The 21,065-nt window shown below is 23.0% G+C and carries 14 protein-coding genes and 1 tRNA gene; 1 reads left to right on the plus strand and 14 read right to left on the minus strand.

From position 1 onward, the window contains the following. Positions 1–84 precede the first annotated feature (84 nt). From asnS to AB4W54_RS01220, 3 genes are all read right to left on the minus strand, one after another. Positions 85–1,485, minus strand: coding sequence for an asparagine--tRNA ligase (gene asnS, locus AB4W54_RS01210; RefSeq protein WP_367674303.1), 1,401 nt, complete (start codon positions 1,483–1,485; stop codon positions 85–87). 159 nt (positions 1,486–1,644) lie between these two features. Continuing rightward, positions 1,645–2,526: a rhodanese-related sulfurtransferase gene (locus tag AB4W54_RS01215; protein WP_367674304.1), complete on the minus strand. Its 882-nt coding sequence runs from the start codon at positions 2,524–2,526 to the stop codon at positions 1,645–1,647. Positions 2,527–2,617: 91 nt separating this feature from the next. Next, positions 2,618–5,488 (minus strand): valine--tRNA ligase, encoded by a 2,871-nt coding sequence (locus AB4W54_RS01220; protein WP_367674305.1) that lies wholly within the window; start codon positions 5,486–5,488, stop codon positions 2,618–2,620. Between the two features lie 336 nt (positions 5,489–5,824). On the opposite strand from AB4W54_RS01220, the gene argF reads away from it, so the two are divergent. Further along, positions 5,825–6,838: an ornithine carbamoyltransferase gene (gene argF, locus AB4W54_RS01225; RefSeq protein WP_367674306.1), complete on the plus strand. Its 1,014-nt coding sequence runs from the start codon at positions 5,825–5,827 to the stop codon at positions 6,836–6,838. 295 nt (positions 6,839–7,133) lie between these two features. Here the strand turns inward: argF and AB4W54_RS01230 are convergent, their stop codons facing one another. The 11 genes from AB4W54_RS01230 to greA all read right to left on the minus strand — a co-directional run bounded on the left by AB4W54_RS01230 (position 7,134) and on the right by greA (position 21,043). Beyond that, positions 7,134–8,882, minus strand: a complete 1,749-nt coding sequence (locus AB4W54_RS01230; protein ID WP_367674307.1) for a DEAD/DEAH box helicase — start codon at positions 8,880–8,882, stop codon at positions 7,134–7,136. A gap of 119 nt (positions 8,883–9,001) precedes the next feature. Further along, positions 9,002–11,104: a polyribonucleotide nucleotidyltransferase gene (pnp, locus tag AB4W54_RS01235; protein ID WP_367674308.1), complete on the minus strand. Its 2,103-nt coding sequence runs from the start codon at positions 11,102–11,104 to the stop codon at positions 9,002–9,004. Positions 11,105–11,306: 202 nt separating this feature from the next. Then, positions 11,307–11,567 carry a 30S ribosomal protein S15 gene (rpsO, locus tag AB4W54_RS01240; protein WP_367674309.1) on the minus strand — a complete coding sequence of 87 codons (261 nt, stop codon included), beginning with the start codon at positions 11,565–11,567 and terminating at the stop codon, positions 11,307–11,309. A gap of 42 nt (positions 11,568–11,609) precedes the next feature. Next, positions 11,610–12,530 (minus strand): tRNA pseudouridine(55) synthase TruB, encoded by a 921-nt coding sequence (gene truB, locus AB4W54_RS01245; protein ID WP_367674310.1) that lies wholly within the window; start codon positions 12,528–12,530, stop codon positions 11,610–11,612. Positions 12,531–12,569: 39 nt separating this feature from the next. Next, positions 12,570–12,965: a 30S ribosome-binding factor RbfA gene (gene rbfA, locus AB4W54_RS01250; RefSeq protein WP_367674311.1), complete on the minus strand. Its 396-nt coding sequence runs from the start codon at positions 12,963–12,965 to the stop codon at positions 12,570–12,572. A gap of 38 nt (positions 12,966–13,003) precedes the next feature. After that, entirely contained in the window at positions 13,004–15,541 is a 2,538-nt protein-coding gene (infB, locus tag AB4W54_RS01255; RefSeq protein ID WP_367674312.1) for a translation initiation factor IF-2, read from the minus strand. A gap of 19 nt (positions 15,542–15,560) precedes the next feature. Beyond that, positions 15,561–17,042, minus strand: coding sequence for a transcription termination factor NusA (nusA, locus tag AB4W54_RS01260; protein WP_367674313.1), 1,482 nt, complete (start codon positions 17,040–17,042; stop codon positions 15,561–15,563). 231 nt (positions 17,043–17,273) lie between these two features. Further along, positions 17,274–17,360 (minus strand) — tRNA-Leu (locus AB4W54_RS01265). Positions 17,361–17,929: 569 nt separating this feature from the next. Beyond that, positions 17,930–19,711, minus strand: coding sequence for an ATP-dependent zinc metalloprotease FtsH (ftsH, locus tag AB4W54_RS01270; protein WP_367674627.1), 1,782 nt, complete (start codon positions 19,709–19,711; stop codon positions 17,930–17,932). Positions 19,712–19,805: 94 nt separating this feature from the next. Next, positions 19,806–20,429, minus strand: a complete 624-nt coding sequence (locus AB4W54_RS01275; protein ID WP_367674314.1) for an RlmE family RNA methyltransferase — start codon at positions 20,427–20,429, stop codon at positions 19,806–19,808. A gap of 134 nt (positions 20,430–20,563) precedes the next feature. Then, complete coding sequence (gene greA, locus AB4W54_RS01280; protein ID WP_367674628.1) at positions 20,564–21,043, minus strand: transcription elongation factor GreA; 480 nt, start codon at positions 21,041–21,043, stop codon at positions 20,564–20,566. Between the last annotated feature and the right edge of the window lie 22 nt (positions 21,044–21,065).

Raw genomic sequence — 21,065 nt, forward strand, 5'->3', positions numbered from 1 at the left:
ATAGTATTGTATATCTCGCATTAATACAAGTAATAAAGATTCATCACAAATAGATAATTTTTACAACTGTATACTATAATACATTTAACATAATAAATGATTTACATTTCTTGGAAAAGGAATTAAATCTTTAATATTTTTAATTCCTGTAATATAGGATAGCAATCTCTCCAAACCTAAACCAAAACCAGCATGTGGTATACTACCATATTTTCTTAAATCCAAATACCAATTATAATCTTTAATACATAAATTACATTCTAATAATCTTTCTTTTAAAATGGATATCCTATCTTCTCTTTGCGAACCACCAATTAATTCTCCTACACCAGGTACTAACATATCCATTGCAGCAACATGTTTTTTATCATCATTTACTCTCATGTAAAAAGCTTTCAATTTCTTTGGATAATTTTTTACAATAATAGGAGCACAAAAATACTTATCTACAAGATATTTTTCATGCTCAGCACATAAATCTAAACCATATTGTACTGGATTATTAAAATTATAATTAGAATTTAGTAAAATTTTAATAGCATCATTATAATTAATGTCAATAATTTCATATAATAAACAATTTTCTAATCGAAAAAAAATATTTTTATCAATGTTATCATATAAAAAATTTATATCATCCGTGCAAGTATTTAAAATAAATTGTGTAACATATTTAATCATACTTTTAGATAAAGATATAATATCATTTAATTTTGCAAATGCTACTTCTATTTCTAACATCCAAAATTCAGATAAATGTCTTGTTGTATTAGAATGTTCAGCTCTAAAAGTGGGCCCAAAAGTATAAATTTTACCCATAGAACACGCGTAAGATTCAGCGGTTAATTGTCCAGATACTGTTAAAAAAGATTCTTTTCCAAAAAAATCTTTATTAAAATCTATTTCCCCTCTTACATTCGTAGGAATATTTTTCATATCTAATGTAGAGACTCGAAACATAGATCCTGCACCTTCTGAATCTAAACTGGTAATAATAGGAGTAGGAATCCAATAATAATTCTTTTCGTATAAAAAAGTATGTAAAGCATGAAAAACATGATTTCTAATACGAGTTACTACTCCTATATAATTTGTCCTAGGACGTAAATGGGGGATTTCTCTTAAAAATTGATAAGTATGTTTTTTAGCAGAAACTGGATAATTCTGTGGCGAATCCACCCAACCAATAATTTTAATTTTTATTACTTTTATTTCATATTTCTGTATACTTCTAAAGGCATATACTAATACCCCTTGTACAGAAATAGCACATCCGCTAGTTAATTTTAACACTTCAGAATCATAATTTACAATAGTATTATTAATAATACATTGAATTGTATGTACAGAAGAACCATCATAAACATCAATAAAAGAAATACCAGAATTAGAATGTCTACGATTACGTACCCATCCGAAAATTAATACTTTTTTATTAATTGCAACATAATTTTTATATATGTCATTTACTGAAATTGATATCATATAATAAAATAATCCAAATTAATATAATAAATATTTATTAATATATATTTAATATATAATATTATCAAAATATATAAATTTTTTATATTAAATATCTTATTATAAAAATAATACAAAATTCTATTACATGTATAAAAAATAAACACAATACATAAAAATTTAACAATTTTTACAAAATGTAGAACAATATCCATTATATATTAAAAAACATTGTTTACATTGAATAAAAAGTAAATGACACAAATTATTTTTACAATTGATATAATCATCACAAAGCTCTCCGCAAATAGTACAATTAGATAAAATATGATTAGAAACTTTTTCAGCAATTCTATGATCAAAAACAAAATTTTTTCCATAAAATTTCATTGATAATTTTCTTTTTCTTATTGTATTGACATAATTTAAAATACCACCTTCTATATGATATATATATTTAAAATGATTATGTTTAAGCCAAGCTGTAGCTTTTTCGCACCTTATACCACCAGTGCAATATAAAACGATTTTTTTACTCTGATATTGTTCTAAAAAACCAACAATCCCGTTTAATTGATCTCTAAAAGTAAAACCTGGTACATGAATAGCATTTTTAAAATGACCAATAATATATTCATAATGATTACGCATATCTACAAAAATAAATTGTTTATTTTCTAACATATTATTAACAAATATTGGTTTTACATAAATACCAACATTTTTATAATCAAACACATTATTATGTAGACCATCAGCAACAATTTTATTACGTACTTTTACTTTTAATGAAAAAAATGCAATTTTATTGTCTAATCCCCGATTCAATCGTATGTTTTTAAACATAATATGTATCTTAGATAAATATATTTTTAATATATTCAAATATTTTCTTGAAATACTAATTTGAGCATTAATACCTTCATGAGAAATATAAATTCTACCTAATATTTTTAATTTAATAAAAGATTTATATATAATATTTCGTAATTTTATAGGATGATGAATATCATAATATTTGTAAAATGAAATATTCATTCTATATTTACTATGTAATAACATAATTTTATACTGATCAATAAAAATATTTTATCAATGATTACAATAAATGAATAGAATTATTATACAATATTTTATATATTATATAAATTGATTATCTTATAGTATGTATGTAATTCTGTAAAATATTTTTTTGTTTTAATAATTTTTCTTGAGTCAAGATTAAAACACTTAAATTATTTTTTTTTTGTATAATTAAATTTTTCGGAGCTCGATTTAAAAATTTTTTATTTAAAAAAGTATTATTTAAAATATTAATTTTTAAATTAATTGCATAAATTTTATTAAGTACTTTTATTAACTCACATTTAGGATTTATAATAATATTTAATACAATAGAACATTTAATATTATGAATAATATCTGTAACAGAATTTATAGGAAGAATATAATTGAAATCAACAAACATAATATTCTCTAGATATGCTATTTTTTTAATAATTAATTGATAATATAATACAATATTTTTATATTCTAGAGAAACATCATGTACAAATAAACACAATAAATATTTACTGGAAATATTAAAAATAGTACGCACATTACGAATAAATAAAATAACCTTTTTAATAAAAGACATAATATTTACAATATTATTATCTATAATCATATCGTTATAATTAGGAAAACTTTGTAACATAATCGTTTTTCCTTTAATACTAAGAAAATTTTTCAATTTTTTCCAAATATACTCGGTAATAAAAGGAATAATAGGGTGCGCAATTTTTAAAATAGTTTCAAAAACATGAAACATAGTATATTTTACACTCATTTTTTCTTGTTCGGAACCAAACTGCAAAAATATTTTTACAATTTCTAAATACCAATCACAAAATGTATGCCAAAAAAAATTATACAACTTATGTGCAGCAACATCAAAACGATAACAATCTAAAGCAGAACGATATTTTCTGATCATGTTATTAAATTTAATTAATAACCACAAATCAAAAAATAAAAAATATTTTTGGTAATTGTGAATATTAATCTCATTATCATTAATATGCATACAAATAAATCTTCCAGCATTCCAAATTTTTGTGCAAAAATTCCTATATCCTTTTAATCTATTCATATCCCAATTTATATTTCTATTAATAGAAGATAAAGAGGCAAAAGTGAAACGTAAAGAATCAGCTCCAAAACTAGTAATACCATGTGGAAATTGTTTTTTAGTATTATTATTAATTTTTTTTACCATATTATCTTTCATGTGTAAAACAGTTCTTTTCTTTAATAAATCAGATAAGCTAATACCATCAATCATATCTATTGGATCTAATACATTTCCTTTAGATTTAGACATCTTTTTACCAAATTCATCTAAAATTAAACCTGTTATGTATACTTTTTTAAATGGAACTTGAATGGTATGATTATCTTTTAAACAATACAAAGTCATCATAATCATTCTCGCTACCCAAAAGAATATAATGTCAAAACCACTAATTAAGACTGAAGTAGGATGAAAAAACTTTAATAAATTATTTTTTTTGGGCCAATCTAAAGATACAAAAGTCCATAAACTAGAAGAAAACCAAGTATCTAAAACATCTGGATCTTGTATTAATTTTTTTTCATCAGAAATAAAATATTTTTTTCTAATTTCTAATTCACTATTTCCAACATATATATTACCTATATCATCATACCAAGCTGGTATACGATGACCCCACCATAACTGACGTGAAATACACCAATCTTGAATATTATTCATCCATGATAAATACATATTTTTATACTGTTTAGGAAAAAAGGTAATTTTTTTATCTGTAACTATTTTTATAGCATTTTTAGATAATAAATCAGTTTTCATATACCATTGATCAGTTAATAATGTTTCAATTTTCGATCCACTTCTTTCTCCATATAATATAGATACATAATCATTTATAATACAACTCAACATACCTATTTTATCTAAAAAATTAATTATGTGCATTCTAGCATCTAAAAAATATAATTTTTTTACATCTTTTGGAATATTTGTATTATATATATTAGAAATATTCATACTAATATCATATATTTCAAATGTATTTAGTACATAACCCTTTTTATCAAAAATATTTATTATAGGTAAACTATTTCTAAGAGCCACTTGATAATCATTCATATCATGCGCTGGAGTAATTTTTACACAACCAGTACCCTTATACATATCTATACAATTATCAGATACAATCGGTATACAACGATTAATAAATGGCACAATTACAAATTTACCAATAATATTTTTATATCTCATGTCTAATGGATGCACTGCAATTGCAACATCACCTAATAAGGTCTCTGGTCTTGTAGTAGCAACTGTTAAATATTTTCTTGTAATAGATTTTATACAATTATTATATATTGGATATCTAATATACCACATCTTACCAAAAATAGATTTATTTTCTATTTCTAAATCTGATACAACAGTTTGTAATTCAATATCCCAATTAGATAACTTTTTTTTACGATAAATAAGATTATCATGATATAAATTAATAAATACTTTTCTAATTGCTTTAGACGATTTATCATCTAATGTAAATCTTTCTCGATTCCAATCAACTGAACTACCTAATCTTTGTATTTGATAATTAATATTATTATGAACCAAATCTTTCCAATCCCAACACTTTTTAATAAAATTTTTTCGCCCAATATCATGTAAATTTTTTTTTTCTTCTATATTAATTTTTTTTGATACAATAATTTGTGTGGCAATGCCAGCATGATCTAATCCCATTTGCCATAAAGTATTATCTCCTTGCATTCTATGATATCTAATTAAAATATCCATAATGGTTTGCTGAAATGCATGCCCCATATGTAAATAACCTGTAATATTGGGAGGAGGCATAATTATGCAAAAATTCTTCTTTTTAGTATTAAAGTGAGGTTTAAAATAACCCTTTTTTTTCCAATGTAAATATAGAGAATATTCTATTTGAGTTGGATTATATTTTTTTTTCATATACAATTTTAATAGTATTAACCAGTAAAAATTTCATTTTATAAAAACAAATTATACATCATTTATATATATTCATTATTTATACATATAGAATAAATAAAAATAATAAATAACGACATATTTATACACATAATATTTTACTTACAAATAAATAAAATATATTATTAGTATAAACTTGATATATTAAAAAAAATATTAAAATATGAATTAATAAATATTAATATATAATATATCATTGTAAAATAAAAAAATAAATTTATATAAAGAAAAAGATAATTTATTTTATTACAATACAATAAATAAATAATATACAATATATTTCTATAAAAAAATAATATGAATAGTTTATACAACAAGCATATATTAAAAATTTCTGATCTTACTAAAAAAGAAATAAAAAAAATTATAAAATTTGCTTCCGTACTTAAAAAAAATAGAAACAATAAACAAGAAATACAATATTTAAAAAACAAAAAAATTGCTTTAATTTTTGAACAAAAATCAACAAGAACTAGATGCTCATTTGAAGTAGCAGCAATAGAACAAGGAGCATATGTTAGTTATTTAGGATCTGATATACATTTAGGATATAAAGAATCAATTACAGATACTATTAAAGTCCTTGAAAGATTATATGATGGTATCGCATATCGTGGTTCAAACCATAAATATATAAAAATAATTTCACAAAATTCTCAAATTCCAATATGGAATGCATTAACACAAAAATATCATCCAACACAAATTTTAGCCGATATATTTACTATAATAGAATGTATGCCTAATAAATCCATTGAAAATATAATTTGTACTTATGTAGGTGATGCATCTAATAATATTGCGAAAACATTGTTAGAAATAGCTCAAATTATGAAATTAAAATTACGTTTTTTAGCACCAAAAAAATATTGGCCTAAATTACCTATTTCAAATAATAAAAATATTAAAAATAATATTATGTGTACTGAAAATATAAAAAAGGGAGTAGAATTATCTGATTTCATTTATACAGATGCTTGGATTTCAATGGGAGAAGATCCATCAACATGGGAAGAAAAAATACAATTATTAAAAAAATACCAAATTAATGAAGAAATGATACAATTATCAAAAAATAAAAATATAAAAATATTACATTGTTTACCGTCTTTACATGATTCAAATACAATATTAGGAAAAAAAATATCTAAAAAATATAAATTAAATAATGGAATTGAAATAACAAATACAGTTTTTAAAAAATATCAAGATATTATTTTTACACAATCTGAAAATAAATTACATACTATTAAAGCATTAATGATATTAAATTTAATACAAAATATAAATAATAAATCAATATTATCATAAAAACTATCAATAAATAAGATTATAATATCAATAATATAATATCCACAAAATATAAATAATAAAATTATATTTATGGAAAATCAATATATTATATATGTAAAAAATCACATGAATCATAATATATTTTAATATTAAAAATAATTATTCTATATACTATAAATAATTATCATGTATATACATAAATATGCCACATTGTGGCATAAAATAAATTTTTATTTAAAATATACACACAAAAATCATTATTCACATAACATATAAATAAAAAATATTTTTTATTAAAAATAAATTTTATTGTTTATTTTTTTGTATATTTGGAAGAATAAAAATTACTACGTTTTTTATTAATCAATTTATAACCATAATTATATAACTTAATTTTAATTAATTTATTTAAAATTCTAGTATTAATGAAACTACTCAAGATGGATTTAGGTAAACATCTAGATAACTCAATTGTTGAAAATTCAGAAAATATTTTTACACTACCAATATAGCAACTATTAATTTTACCTTCATTAGCAATTGCTCCAACAATATGTCGTACTTCCACTCCATGAGAGTATCCAACTTCAATTCTATATAAATTCATTGCAAAAGTAGATTTACTTTTTTTAAAAGTAGCAGGAAATTTATTTTGAGAATTAAATGATAATGTATTTGTTTTAATATTTGTATATAATTTTTTTTTATTATCATGTTTAATAAAAAATTTTTTCTGCGAGCTAACTACATCTGAAATAATTAAAGGACGTTTACCTTGTGCAATTTTTAATAGTGCAGCAGCTAAAGTTTCAATTGTAAATTTATTATCTGGATTTAATTTGGGTAATAAAGAACAATATTTTTCTAAATCTACACTATTACATTCTTTCAAAACATTTTGCGATAATTTTTTCAACCTACATTCACTTAATAATTTCATATTTGGTAATTCAATTCTAATAATAGGTTGTTTTAATGTATTTTCAATATTTTTAAATAATCTATATTCTCTACGCTCAACAAATAATAAAGCTTTCCCTATACGACCAGCTCTACCTGTACGACCAATACGATGAATATATGATTCTACATCCATAGGGATATCATAATTAATTACTAAACTCACTCGATCTACATCTAAACCTCGAGCAGCAACATCGGTTGCTATTAAAATATCTAATCTACCATCTTTTAATCGATCTAAGGTTTTTTCTCTAATGTGTTGATTCATATCACCATTCAGTGCAGCACTATTATACCCGTGTCGATCTAATGCTTCGGCCACTTCTAAAGTTGCATATTTTGTACGAACAAAAATAATTGTTGCAGAAAATTCTTCAGATTCTAAAAATCGTATTAAACCATCCGTTTTACGACCATATACCATCCAATAAAATTGTTTAATATTTGGCCGAGTAATAATATTAGATTGAATTTTAACTTCTTTAGGAGAAACCATAAATTTTTTAGCGATAATTCGAATAACTTCCGGCATAGTAGCAGAAAATAAAGCTGTTTGATGTATACTCGGAATTTTTCGTAAAATATTTTCTACGTCTTCTATAAAACCCATTCTCAACATTTCATCTGCTTCATCTAAAACTAAACCTTTTAATTGTGATAAATTTAAAGTACCACGATTTAAATGATCTAATAATCTACCAGGAGTACCAACTATAATTTGAGGACCTCTTCTTAATTCACGTAACTGTATATCATATCGTTGACCACCATATAAAGGAACAACCTTTATACTAACAATATATTTAGCAAATTCCATAAAAGCTTTAGATACTTGTATAGCTAATTCTCTAGTTGGAGTTAAAACTAATACTTGAGGATATTTTAAACCTAAAATAATATTATGTAATAACGGTAAAGCAAAAGCAGCAGTTTTACCACTACCTGTTTGTGCCATACCTAATACATCATTTCCAGATAATAAATAAGGAATACATAATTTTTGAATAGGAGAAGGTGTTACATAACCCATATTATTTAAAGATTTGACCAATAAAGCATTTAAACCTAACTTTAAAAAAGAATTTTCAACTTGAACCATTTAATATTATATACCTCTTAAGATTATAATACATACATCTAAGTATGTTGATAAAATATTGGTGTAATATAAAAAGCAAGATTTTAATTAAATTTATATTATTTATTTAAATAAATATATTACATGGATTTTGTAGATATATGAGCATCTTTTATACTAAGTCTTAAACGACCATATTTATCTATTTCTAAAACTTTTACTGTAACTAATTGCTCTATTTGTAAGTAATCTGTTACTTTATCTACTCTTTTACTATTTATTTGAGAAATATGTACTAAACCTTCTTTACCAATACCAATAGATACAAATGCTCCAAAATCTGTAATCCTAATTACTCTTCCCGTATATATTGTACCTATTTTGATTTCCGAAGTAATTTCTTGAATACGTTGAATAGCATTTTTTGCCTTTTGTTCCAAAGTGGCAGAAATTTTTACAGTACCATCATCTTGAATTTCAATTACTGTTCCAGTTTCTTCAGTTAACATACGAATTACAGCTCCTCCTTTCCCAATAACATCCTTAATTTTTTCTGGATTAATTTTCATAGTATGAATACGAGGAGCAAATTTAGACATTTTTCTTCTAGGTATACTAATAAATTTTTGCATTTTATGTAGAATATACAATCTAGATTTTTTTGCTTCCAATAAAGAATCAAATAAAATTTTACTATTAATGCCTAATATTTTCATATCCATTTGTAAAGCAGTAATACCTTTTTTTGATCCAGCAACCTTAAAATCCATATCACCCAAATGATCTTCATCACCTAAAATATCTGATAATACTATATATTTTTCTTTCTCCTTAATTAATCCCATAGCAATACCAGATATGGCATATTTAATAGGAACCCCGGCATCCATTAATGCTAATGAAGCACCACAAACTGATGCCATAGAAGAAGAACCATTGGATTCAGTAATTTCAGAAACCACTCGAATAGTATATGGAAATTCATCAATATTAGGCATAACTGCTACCATACTACGTTTTGCTAAACGACCATGACCGATTTCTCTTCTTTTAGGAGATCCTAATATACCAATTTCACCAACAGAATAAGGAGGAAAATTATAATGAAATAAAAAATTATCTACTCTATCTCCTAATAATTCATCTAAATTTTGGGCATCTCTAGAAGTTCCTAATGTTACAGATACTAATGCTTGTGTTTCCCCTCTAGTAAATAATGCAGATCCATGTACTCTTGGAAGAGTACCAGTTTGTATATTTAGTACACGAACTTGATCTTTTTTACGACCATCAATTCTACATTTCCCTTTTAACAACCTATTACGAACTATTTTTCTTTCAAGATAATATAAAATATTTTCTATATCTACAATATTAAAAACAAAATTTTTGGAAATTAACATATTAATAATATTTTCTTTTATAATAAATAATGTATTTAATCTTTCTTGTTTATCAAAAATTTTATATGCACATATAATATCTAATTTAGACATATGAACAAGTAAATTAAATAATACATGATGTTTAATATGCATAGCACTATAATTATATAATGTAACAGGTACAGAATTAGCAAACAGACAAATATTTTTAATTAATGATTGTTGAGATTGGTGACCAAATAAAAGAGCATTTAATATTATATTCTCTTCTAATAAATTAGATTCTGATTCTACCATTAAAATACTATCTTCTGTTCCAGAAACAACTAAATCTAAATCAGTGTATTTCATTATTGTAGTATCAGGATTTAAAATATATTTTTTATTAATATAACCAACGCGAGCAACTCCTATAGTACCTAAAAATGGTACACCAGATATTTTTAAAGCAGCTGAAGCACCAATAATAGAAACAAGATCGGGATTAATTTCAGGATTTAAAGAAATTACTGTTGCAGTAATTTGTACTTCTTGTAAAAAATTTTTTGGAAATAAAGGTCTAATGGGTCTATCAATTAATCTAGCAATTAATATTTCATTTTCGCTGGGTCGTCCCTCTCTCCGAAAAAAACTACCAGGTATTCTACCGGCAGCATAAGTGCGTTCTTGATAATTAATCGTTAAAGGAAAAAATTTTTTTTTAGGTATACAATTTTTATCTACTACTACTGTTACAAGAACAATTGTATCATTCATATTGACTATAACAGAAGCAGTAGATTGTCTAGCAACCCTACCAGTTTCTAAAGTAACAGTATGATTACCATATTGAAATGTTCTAATTATAGAATTTAACAAAATAAAACCCTCTTTAATATTAAATATTTAAAATATAAAATAAAAATATTTAATTCAATATATTAAATAAAATATTTCATAAAAAAATAATTAATAATTTTAAAAAATAAATTATTAATAAAAGAGAACACTCTTTTATTAATAAAATATTAAATAATATAACAACATACCTATGCAAAAATATATTATTATTAAAATATTATTAATGACGTAATTTTAATTTGATTACGATATTATTGTAACGTGATATGTTCAATTTTTTTAAATAATTTAATAATTTCCTACGTTTGGAAACTATATTTAATAAACCCCTTTTACTAGCATTATCTTTTTTATGTATAGCAAAATGTTTTTTTAAATCATTAATTTTATAGCTCAATAAAGCAATTTGTACTTCAGATTGACCAGTATTTTTACTATCACTAGTATATTTTAATATATAATCCTTTTTTATTAAATTCATAAAATATAAAAACTCCCAATTGATCTAATCATTACATTACATTTATAACAAATTTATATTAATATTTAATGATTTATATGAAATTAATTGACCATATTGATCTATTCGACCAATAAAAAATTTTTTTGTATGATTTATAACAATAATTTTAACAATATTATTTTTCATCAATGAAGTAAAAAATTTTATATTTTTTTGACTTAATATAAGTAAAGAGTTCAATTTTACCTCTATACAATTTAAGAATATTTTTTGTATTGGGATAAAAAATTGATTTATAATTGTTATGCATAACAATTTAGAATATAACTTATGTAAATAATATAATTTCTTAAATGTAATACAATTATTAACCATGTATGAAGCAACTTGTATTCTTCTTAAATAAATTACATGTGCTCCACAACCTAATAATTTACCTAAATCATGCACAAAAGAACGAATATAAGTACCTTTAGAACAAAAAATTTTTAATTTAATAAACTGATTATTGTACCATATGCAATGAATTTTATAAACGCGAATATTTTTTGTAATTTTTATAATAGGTAAAATTTTTCTAATATATTTATATAAAGGTAATCCTTTATATTTTACTGCAGAATACATAGGAGCTACTTGTGTTACTCGACTCTGTAATTTCTTTAAAGAATTATACAACAGTATACTAGAAAAATTTACTATTCTTTCTTCTAAAATTATACCTTCGGAATCATATGTAGAAGTAATTTGACCTAATTTCATAATTACATGATAAGATTTATCACTATTGATAAAATTATCAATAAATTTTGTACATTTTCCAAAAAATATAGGCAATAAACCCGTGGCTAATGGATCTAATGTTCCAGAATAACCAACTTTCTTAACACCGAGTATTTTTTTTACTTGTTGTAAAATATTATTAGAAGATATACCTGAGGGTTTATCTAATAGTAATATACCATGAATATTTTTATACATTATATTTTATAAAATGATTTATATATTTATTTTACATATTTATATTTTTTTTAATAAATTAGATATTTTTATTCCTTCAACTAAAGAATTATCATAATCAAATAATAAAAATGGTATTTTCCTTAATTTTATCCTGTAAGATAACATTTTTCTAATATATTTTGATGCACCTTTTAAAATACAAAGAATTTCTTTACTATTTTTCTTATGATATAAATTATTATAACAATTTTTATTAATATTTAAAGAACTAATAAAAATTTTTGCAAAAGATAAATCACGTGATAACTTAACCATTGATATTGTAATCATACAATTAATTCTAGGATCACGTATATATCTTAATAAAATAATTGATATTTCTTTTTTTAATTCTTGAGCTATTCTAGTAGAACGATGAAAAGCCATAGTAGATGATTTATTAAAAAATTTCATAAAATATATTAAACATATTGATAATTATAAATAAATTTTTATGATAACATTTGATATGATTCAATCATATCTCCGACACAAATTTCATTATAATTCTTAACAACTATACCGCACTCTTTTCCAGTACCAACTTCATTGATATCTTCTTTAAATCTACGTAAAGATTCTAATTCACCTATATATATTATTTTATTATTTCTAAGAATACGAACTGAATATTTTTTCTTAATTACCCCGTTCATCACCATACACCCTGCAATAAAGGTATGTTTAGTTAATTTAAATATGTTCCTAACTTCAGCAGATCCAAAAAATAATGATTCTTTTTTGGGTATCGAATAAGTATTAATTATAGACTGAATATCATCAATTAAATTATAAATCACTGAATAATAATTGATATTAATATTGTTTTTTTTAATTAAACAATTAGCTAATACATTAGCCTTGACATTAAAACCTATTAATTGAGATCTAGAAGATACTGATAAAGATACATCTGTTTCTGTAATATTACCTACACTAGCATGCACAATTTTGATCATAACATATTTATTCGAAAGATTAGACATGTACTCTAAAATTGCTTCCAATGAACCTTGCACATCACATTTTACTACAAAATTTAAAATAATACGTTTATCTTGAACAAATTTTTCAAATACATGATTAACATCTGTTTCTTTCGTTGGAAAAACAATTTGATTCTCTTGAATATTTTTTTTAGATTCAATAATTTCTCTAGCTTGTCTTTCATTTTTTACAACATTGAAACTATCGCCACTATTTGGTACAGATGATAAACCAAATATTTCTACAGGAATAGAAGGCCCAACATGTATTAAATGATCTCCAAAACAATTTGTAATAGAACGTACTTTCCCATAACTTAAACCGCATAATATATAATCACCTTTATTTAATATACCTTCTTTCACAATAACAGTAGCTATTGGGCCATAATTTTTACTTAAAGATGCTTCAACCACTATACCACTAGCAATACCTTCTGATATTGTATATAATTCCATAATTTCCGATTGTAATAATATAGAATTCAATAAATTATTAATACCTTCACCAGTAATAGCTGAAACACCCACAAAAATAGTTTCCCCACCCAATTCTTCAGATAAAATAGAATATTTCATTAATTCTTGTTTTATTTTATCTGGGAAATATGTTGGTTTATCTATTTTATTAATCGCTACTATGAGTGGAACATTATAATGTTGTATATGTTTAATAGATTCTATAGTTTGCGGTTTAATACCATCATCACCGGCAATGACTAAAACAACAATATCAGTTAATTGTATACCTCTGGCGCGCATTTGTACAAAAGCAGAGTGCCCTGGAGTATCTAAAAAAGTAATAATTTTTTTTTCTACTTCTATATGATATGCTCCAATATGTTGAGTAATACCACCAAATTCACCACTTACTACTTTAGTAGAACGAATATAATCTAACAAAGATGTTTTTCCGTGATCTACATGCCCAACTATAGTGACGATGGGTGGTCTTATTTTTTTATCATATTTTTTATTTATAGAATAACAATTTTCTAACATTAATTTTTCTAATTCATTATCGTGACGTAAAATAACATCATAACCAATTTCTTCTACTATTATCTTAGCCAGTTTTTGATCTAAAATATGAGTATGATGAGCTCTAATACCCATTCCAAAAAACATGTTTATTAATTGTACACTTTTAATAGCTAATTTATTAGATAAATTAGATATTGTAATAGTATTACCAATAATAACATGTTTAACAAAATTATTTTTAAACTTTTTTAAATTCTGCTTTAATAAATATTTTTTTATATTTTTTATATTCTTAACAGGTGATTGAACAATTAATTGATTAAAATCTTGATTAGATATTACATCATAATTAACAGGTTTTTTATTTTTATTTTTAAATTTTTTTCTTTTACTACTAGAATGATTATCATAACTAATAATATTATTCTTATCTTGTATTTTATTTAAACTAGAAAAACGTTTTAGGTTATAATCATAAGATAAATGATTAATCATAGCTTTATTAGAAGAAACTTCTTTAATTTTTTTAGAAACATGTGTGTTAGTTTTTTTATAATATATTGAATTTTTAACTTGAAAATCTTTTTTTTTATTTAATTTATCTGGTTTTTTTAAATAAATATCATGTTTTTTTTTTACTTCTACGATATTTAAAATATTTTTTTTTCTCACATCATTAATTTTATTATATTGCCCTTTTGATATAGTATGAACATGATTCTTATTCTTGTTTTCAATATTTGTAATATTTTTATTTTTAATATTAATATATTTATTATTTATTTTATAATTTGTAGAATGAATAGATTTAGATTTATTAATATTTATTATGTTATTTTTTTTTTCATCATTTAATGATAATTCATTTTTAGAAGATAAATAATGTAATAATAATTTTTTTTCATTTAAGCTGATAGAGTCAGATTCTTTTTTTATAATACCTATACCTGCAAATTTTTTTATTAGCTCCAAAACCGATATGTTCATTAAATTAGAGAAAGATTTTAAAGTCATATTCATGATTTTACCTTTTATATAATTAAAATTTACCATTAAACCAACACATGTTTCTAGCTTCTATAATTAATGCACCGGCTTTTTTAATATTTAATTCATGAATATCAATTAAATCATAAACCGTTTGATTAGATAATGTTTCTAAAGTAAATATATTTTTTTTGTATAATTGAAATAATAAATCCTGATTCATACCATATAAAGATAATAAAGTGTATTGTGTATCTTTTGTATATATTTTTTTACTTATTAAAAGATTAGATAATATTTCATTCGAAATATTTTGTATTTTATATGCAGAATATTGATTCATTTCTTTTATTTTTAATAATTCAGAATATGGTATACATACTAAATCCTCTAAAGAAGAAATTCCCGATCTAATTAGAGCATACACCATACTTTTTTTAATGTTTAAATACATATTAAATGAATTTATAATTTTATATATTTTTCTTTTATTTGTACTATATAGATCATTTGTTGTTAAAATATTTAAATCCCAATTAATCAACTTTGAAGATAATCTAACATTTTGACCATTTTTACCAATTGCTTGTGCTAGATATTTTGCATCCACAGTAATATCTATTGAACGACTAGATTTATGAATAAGAATAGAAATTACCTCTATAGGAACCATGGCATTCATAATAAATTGTATTGGATTTTTATCCCATAAAATAATATCTATTCTCTCTCCACGTAACTCTCTAGATACTGCTTGTACTCTAAATCCCTGAATTCCAATACAAGATCCAATAGGATCTACAGTACTATCATAACTTACAACCGAAATTTTAGATCTAACTCCAGGATCACGAGAAACAGATTTAATCTCTACTAACTTTTCGCGAATTTCAGGAACTTCAATATAAAACAATTCTAATAACATTTCAGGAATCGAACGACTAATATATAATGTAATAATTTTAGATTTCGTGTATAACTTATATAATACTCCTTTAATTTGATCACCAATATTAAATTTATCTTTAGTTAATAAATGTTCTCTCATAATAATTGCTTCAACATCATTAGCTACATCTAATACTATATAATGACGAGTAATTCTTTTTACGATTCCCTTAATCATCTTACCTTTATTCTGATACAATTTTTCAATCATAATACTTCTTTCAACTTCTTTAACTTTTTTAATAATAATTTTTTTTGCTACTTGTATAGTAAATCGATCAAATGATACAGATTGAATTTGATATTCTATAAAATCATTTAATTTAGCTTCTTTATTTTCAAATTTAGCTGCTTCCAAAGTAATTTGTTTCGTAGGAAATCGTACCTTATTGACAATTTTCCATCTTCTTAATGTATTAAAATTACCACTTTTTCTATCAATATTAACCCTAACATCAATTTCTTGCGGGTGTCTTTTTTTTGTTACTATAGATAATGCTGTTTCTAACACTTCAAAAATTTTTTCACGAGGTAAAGATTTTTCATACGATACTAATTCTACCACTGATAAAATTTCTTTATTCATTATATCAACCTCAATATACTTAACATTATACTCCAAAAAACAATTTTAAATATTTTATATATTATTAATGTACTTTATAAAATATACAAATTTAACAAGTCATCGAGTAAATATAAAATCATTTAAATAAATTATTTTCATAAAATATTTATAAAATAGCATATAAATATCAAAATAAAATTTTATAAGACTATTTTATATCAACATGTTAAATATCAAATCCATCTTTAATACCGAGAGTGGGATTTGAACCCACATGCTATGTTATATAGCACTATCTCCTCAAGATAGCGTGTTTACCTATTTCACCATCCCGGCATAACAAATAAATATATAATATAATAAAAAAATCATATTTTATTACAATAAATATAAAAAATAATATATATTATATAATATATAATATATACATTTTATTTTTGTATAATGTATATTTTATGATTTAAAAAACAGATTAAAATACTGAAAAATAAAAATAAAAAAACAAGAATTTTTATTATAATATTTATAAAAGAATCATGATAAATAAAATCTAAAAAATTAAACTTATTATTATAATTATAAAAATTATCATAATTTAAATTATTAAATATAATTAATAAAATTAATATACAAGATATAACAATAAAAATACATAAAATAAAATTATACATAATAATACTATATCTTCCTAAAATAAATTAATATACATGTAATAAATTAACAATTTTATTATATATCATTTTTAACCAACTATAAAACATACAAAATTTAATTAATATATATATATTATAATATAGATCATTTAATAATACATAATAATAATTACAAAAAAAGATATATTTTTTAATAAACATTTTAAATCATATAAATATATTAATTTACAATATTCTATACAAAAATTTCTTTTATTTAACAAAAAATTTTTCACATTTTCTATTCATCAAATGATCAATTTGAAAAGAATTTAATGTTTCATATTTCATTAAAGCATCTTTCATATTATGTAAAATGTCTAAATGATCATATAATAAATTTTTAGCTCTTATATAATTTCGATCAATTAATAACTTAATCTCTTGATCAATAATACTAGATGTATCAGTAGAAGTAATATGTGATGTAGAATTTACGCTCTCGTAAAATACATTTTCTCTCGTATTATTTTTATATAGTAATGGACCTAATTTATCTGAAAAACCCCATTTTGTAACCATATTTCTTGCTAAATCTGTAGCAATTTGAATATCATTTACCGCTCCAGTAGAAACTTTTTGTACACCATAAATTATTTCTTCAGCTAAACGACCTCCGTATAAGGTAGAAATTTTACTTTCTAATTTTTCTTTACTAATACTTACAGAATCTACTTTAGGTAAAAAAAATGTTACTCCTAAAGCTCTACCTCTAGGAACAATAGTCACCTTATGAGCAGGATCATGTTCAGGTACTAATCTCCCAATAATTACATGACCTGATTCATGATATGCTGTACATTCTTTTTGAATTTCTGTCATCAACATAGACCTTCTTTCTGCACCAATCATAATTTTATCTTTAGCTTTTTCAAAATCTAACATCGATACTACTTGATTATTTTCTTTAGCGGCAAATAAAGCAGATTCATTAACTAAATTACGTAGATCTGCTCCAGAAAATCCAGGAGTTCCCCTAGCAATAATTAACGGATCAACATCAGATGCCAATGGAATATTTTTCATATGTACTTGTAAAATTTCTTTTCTACCAATCATATCTGGTAATGAAACAAAAACATGACGGTCAAATCTTCCAGGTCTTAATAAAGCAGAATCTAAAACATCTGGTCTATTTGTAGCAGCAATTAAAATAATTCCTTCATTTCCTTTAAATCCATCCATTTCTACTAACATTTGATTTAAAGTTTGTTCTCTTTCATCATTACCACCCGAAACACCACCTCTTTGACGACCAACAGCATCTATTTCATCAATAAAAATTATACAAGGAGATACATTGCGAGCATGTTCAAAAACATCACGTACTCTTGACGCACCTACACCAACAAACATTTCTACAAAATCAGAACCTGATAACGTTAAAAAAGAAACTTGCGCTTCACCAGCAATTGCTTTTGCTAATAATGTTTTACCTGTTCCGGGAGGTCCAATCATTAAAATACCATTAGGAATTTTTCCCCCTAATTTTTGAAATTTTTTTGGTTCTTTTAAATATTCTACTATTTCACTCACTTCTTCCTTAGCTTCATTACATCCCGCAACATCAGAAAAAGTAATTTTAATATTTTTATCAGTTACAATATGCATTTTACTTTTACCAAAAGAATTACTTTTTCCAACATTATTTTTAAATTGTTTCATGAAATACATCCATACTGATACTAATAGTAATGTTGGAAACCATGAAACAAAAATAGATAAGTACATATTATGTTTTTTGATAGGGATTCCATTAATAGCAATATGATGTGATAAAAGCAGATTTAATAATTTAGAATCATATATTGGAAGATAAGTACGATACTCTGTTTGATCTTTTTTTTTTAAAATAATATTATTACCATGTATAGTAACTTTTTCTACTTCATTTTTACGAACAGAAGATAAAAAATCAGTATAATCAATATTATTATCTCCTTTAAAAATGAAATTTATACCACATAATATACATATAAACAACATTAATGCCATTAACCAAAATAAAAAATTTTTTATTATATCACCCAAAACATTAACCTCATAAAAATTATAACCATATTAAAAATAAACTATGAAATAAAATACATTATTTTTTAAAACCTATAGCCAAAATAAATATTTCACGAGACCTATTACGAGATGCTACAGGTTTACACACTTTCACAATATTAAAATACAACTGTAATTTATTAAAAAAATTTTTCACACCTAATCCTTGAAAAATTTTTACTAACAATATCCCTTTGTTAGATAAAGTCATATACGCTATTTCAAAAACTAAGTTGGCTAAAAAAATAGAACGAGGTATATCTATTGTTGATATACCAGTAAGATTAGGAGAAATATCAGACATTACTACATCTACTTTTTTTTTTAATAATTGTAATATATGCATTCTAGTTTCTTGAATAGAAATATCACCTTGAATAAAAAATACTCCCGGTATATCAGACATAAGATTTATATCACAAGCAATAATATAACCATATTTTCCTATTTTATGCAGTGCATATTGAGACCAACTCCCAGGAAAAGAACCTAAATCAATGATATGCATTTTATCTTTTAATAAGTTATATTTTAAATCAATATCACGTAATTTAAACCAAGCTCTAGATCTCAAATTATTTAATTGAGCATCTTTAACAAATCGATCTGTAAAATGTTCATATAACCATCTTCGGGAAGAAATAGAACGTTTTTTTTTCATATAAGATATGTATTTTAATGTATGAAATAAAAAATAAATTTATATTGTTCGCATATAAATAAAAATTTATTTTTTTATTTATATGCTGTAAATACTATTTTTTCTAAAAAATAAAAAATATTTCAATAAATTAATTAAATATATTCAATATTTAAAATTTGATATTTTATTACTCCAGATGGTGTACTAACATCAACAATATCTTTGATTGATTTGCCAATTAAACTACGAGATAAGGGAGAGTTAATAGAAATTAATCCATTATTACAATCAGATTCATCATCTCCTACAATACAAAAAACAAATTTTTTATTATTATTTATATTTAATATACTAACGGTAGAACCAAAAACCACTTTCCCGTTATATTCGACATTTTTAATATCAATGACTTGTGCATAATATAATTTGGATTCAATATCTTGAATTCTTTGTTCACAAAAACCTTGTTCTTCTCTAGCAGCATGATATTCAGCATTTTCTTTCAAATCACCATGCTTTCTAGATTCAATAATTGCTTTAATAATTGCTGGTCTTGTAATTGATTTTAAATATTTTAATTCTTTTTTTAATTTTTTAAAACCATTAATAGTCATTGGTATTTTATACATAATTCTATTCCTTTTATATAATACA

It is taken from the genome of Buchnera aphidicola (Pterocallis alni) (assembly GCF_964059075.1).
Taxonomy (GTDB): domain Bacteria; phylum Pseudomonadota; class Gammaproteobacteria; order Enterobacterales; family Enterobacteriaceae; genus Buchnera_L; species Buchnera_L aphidicola_AN.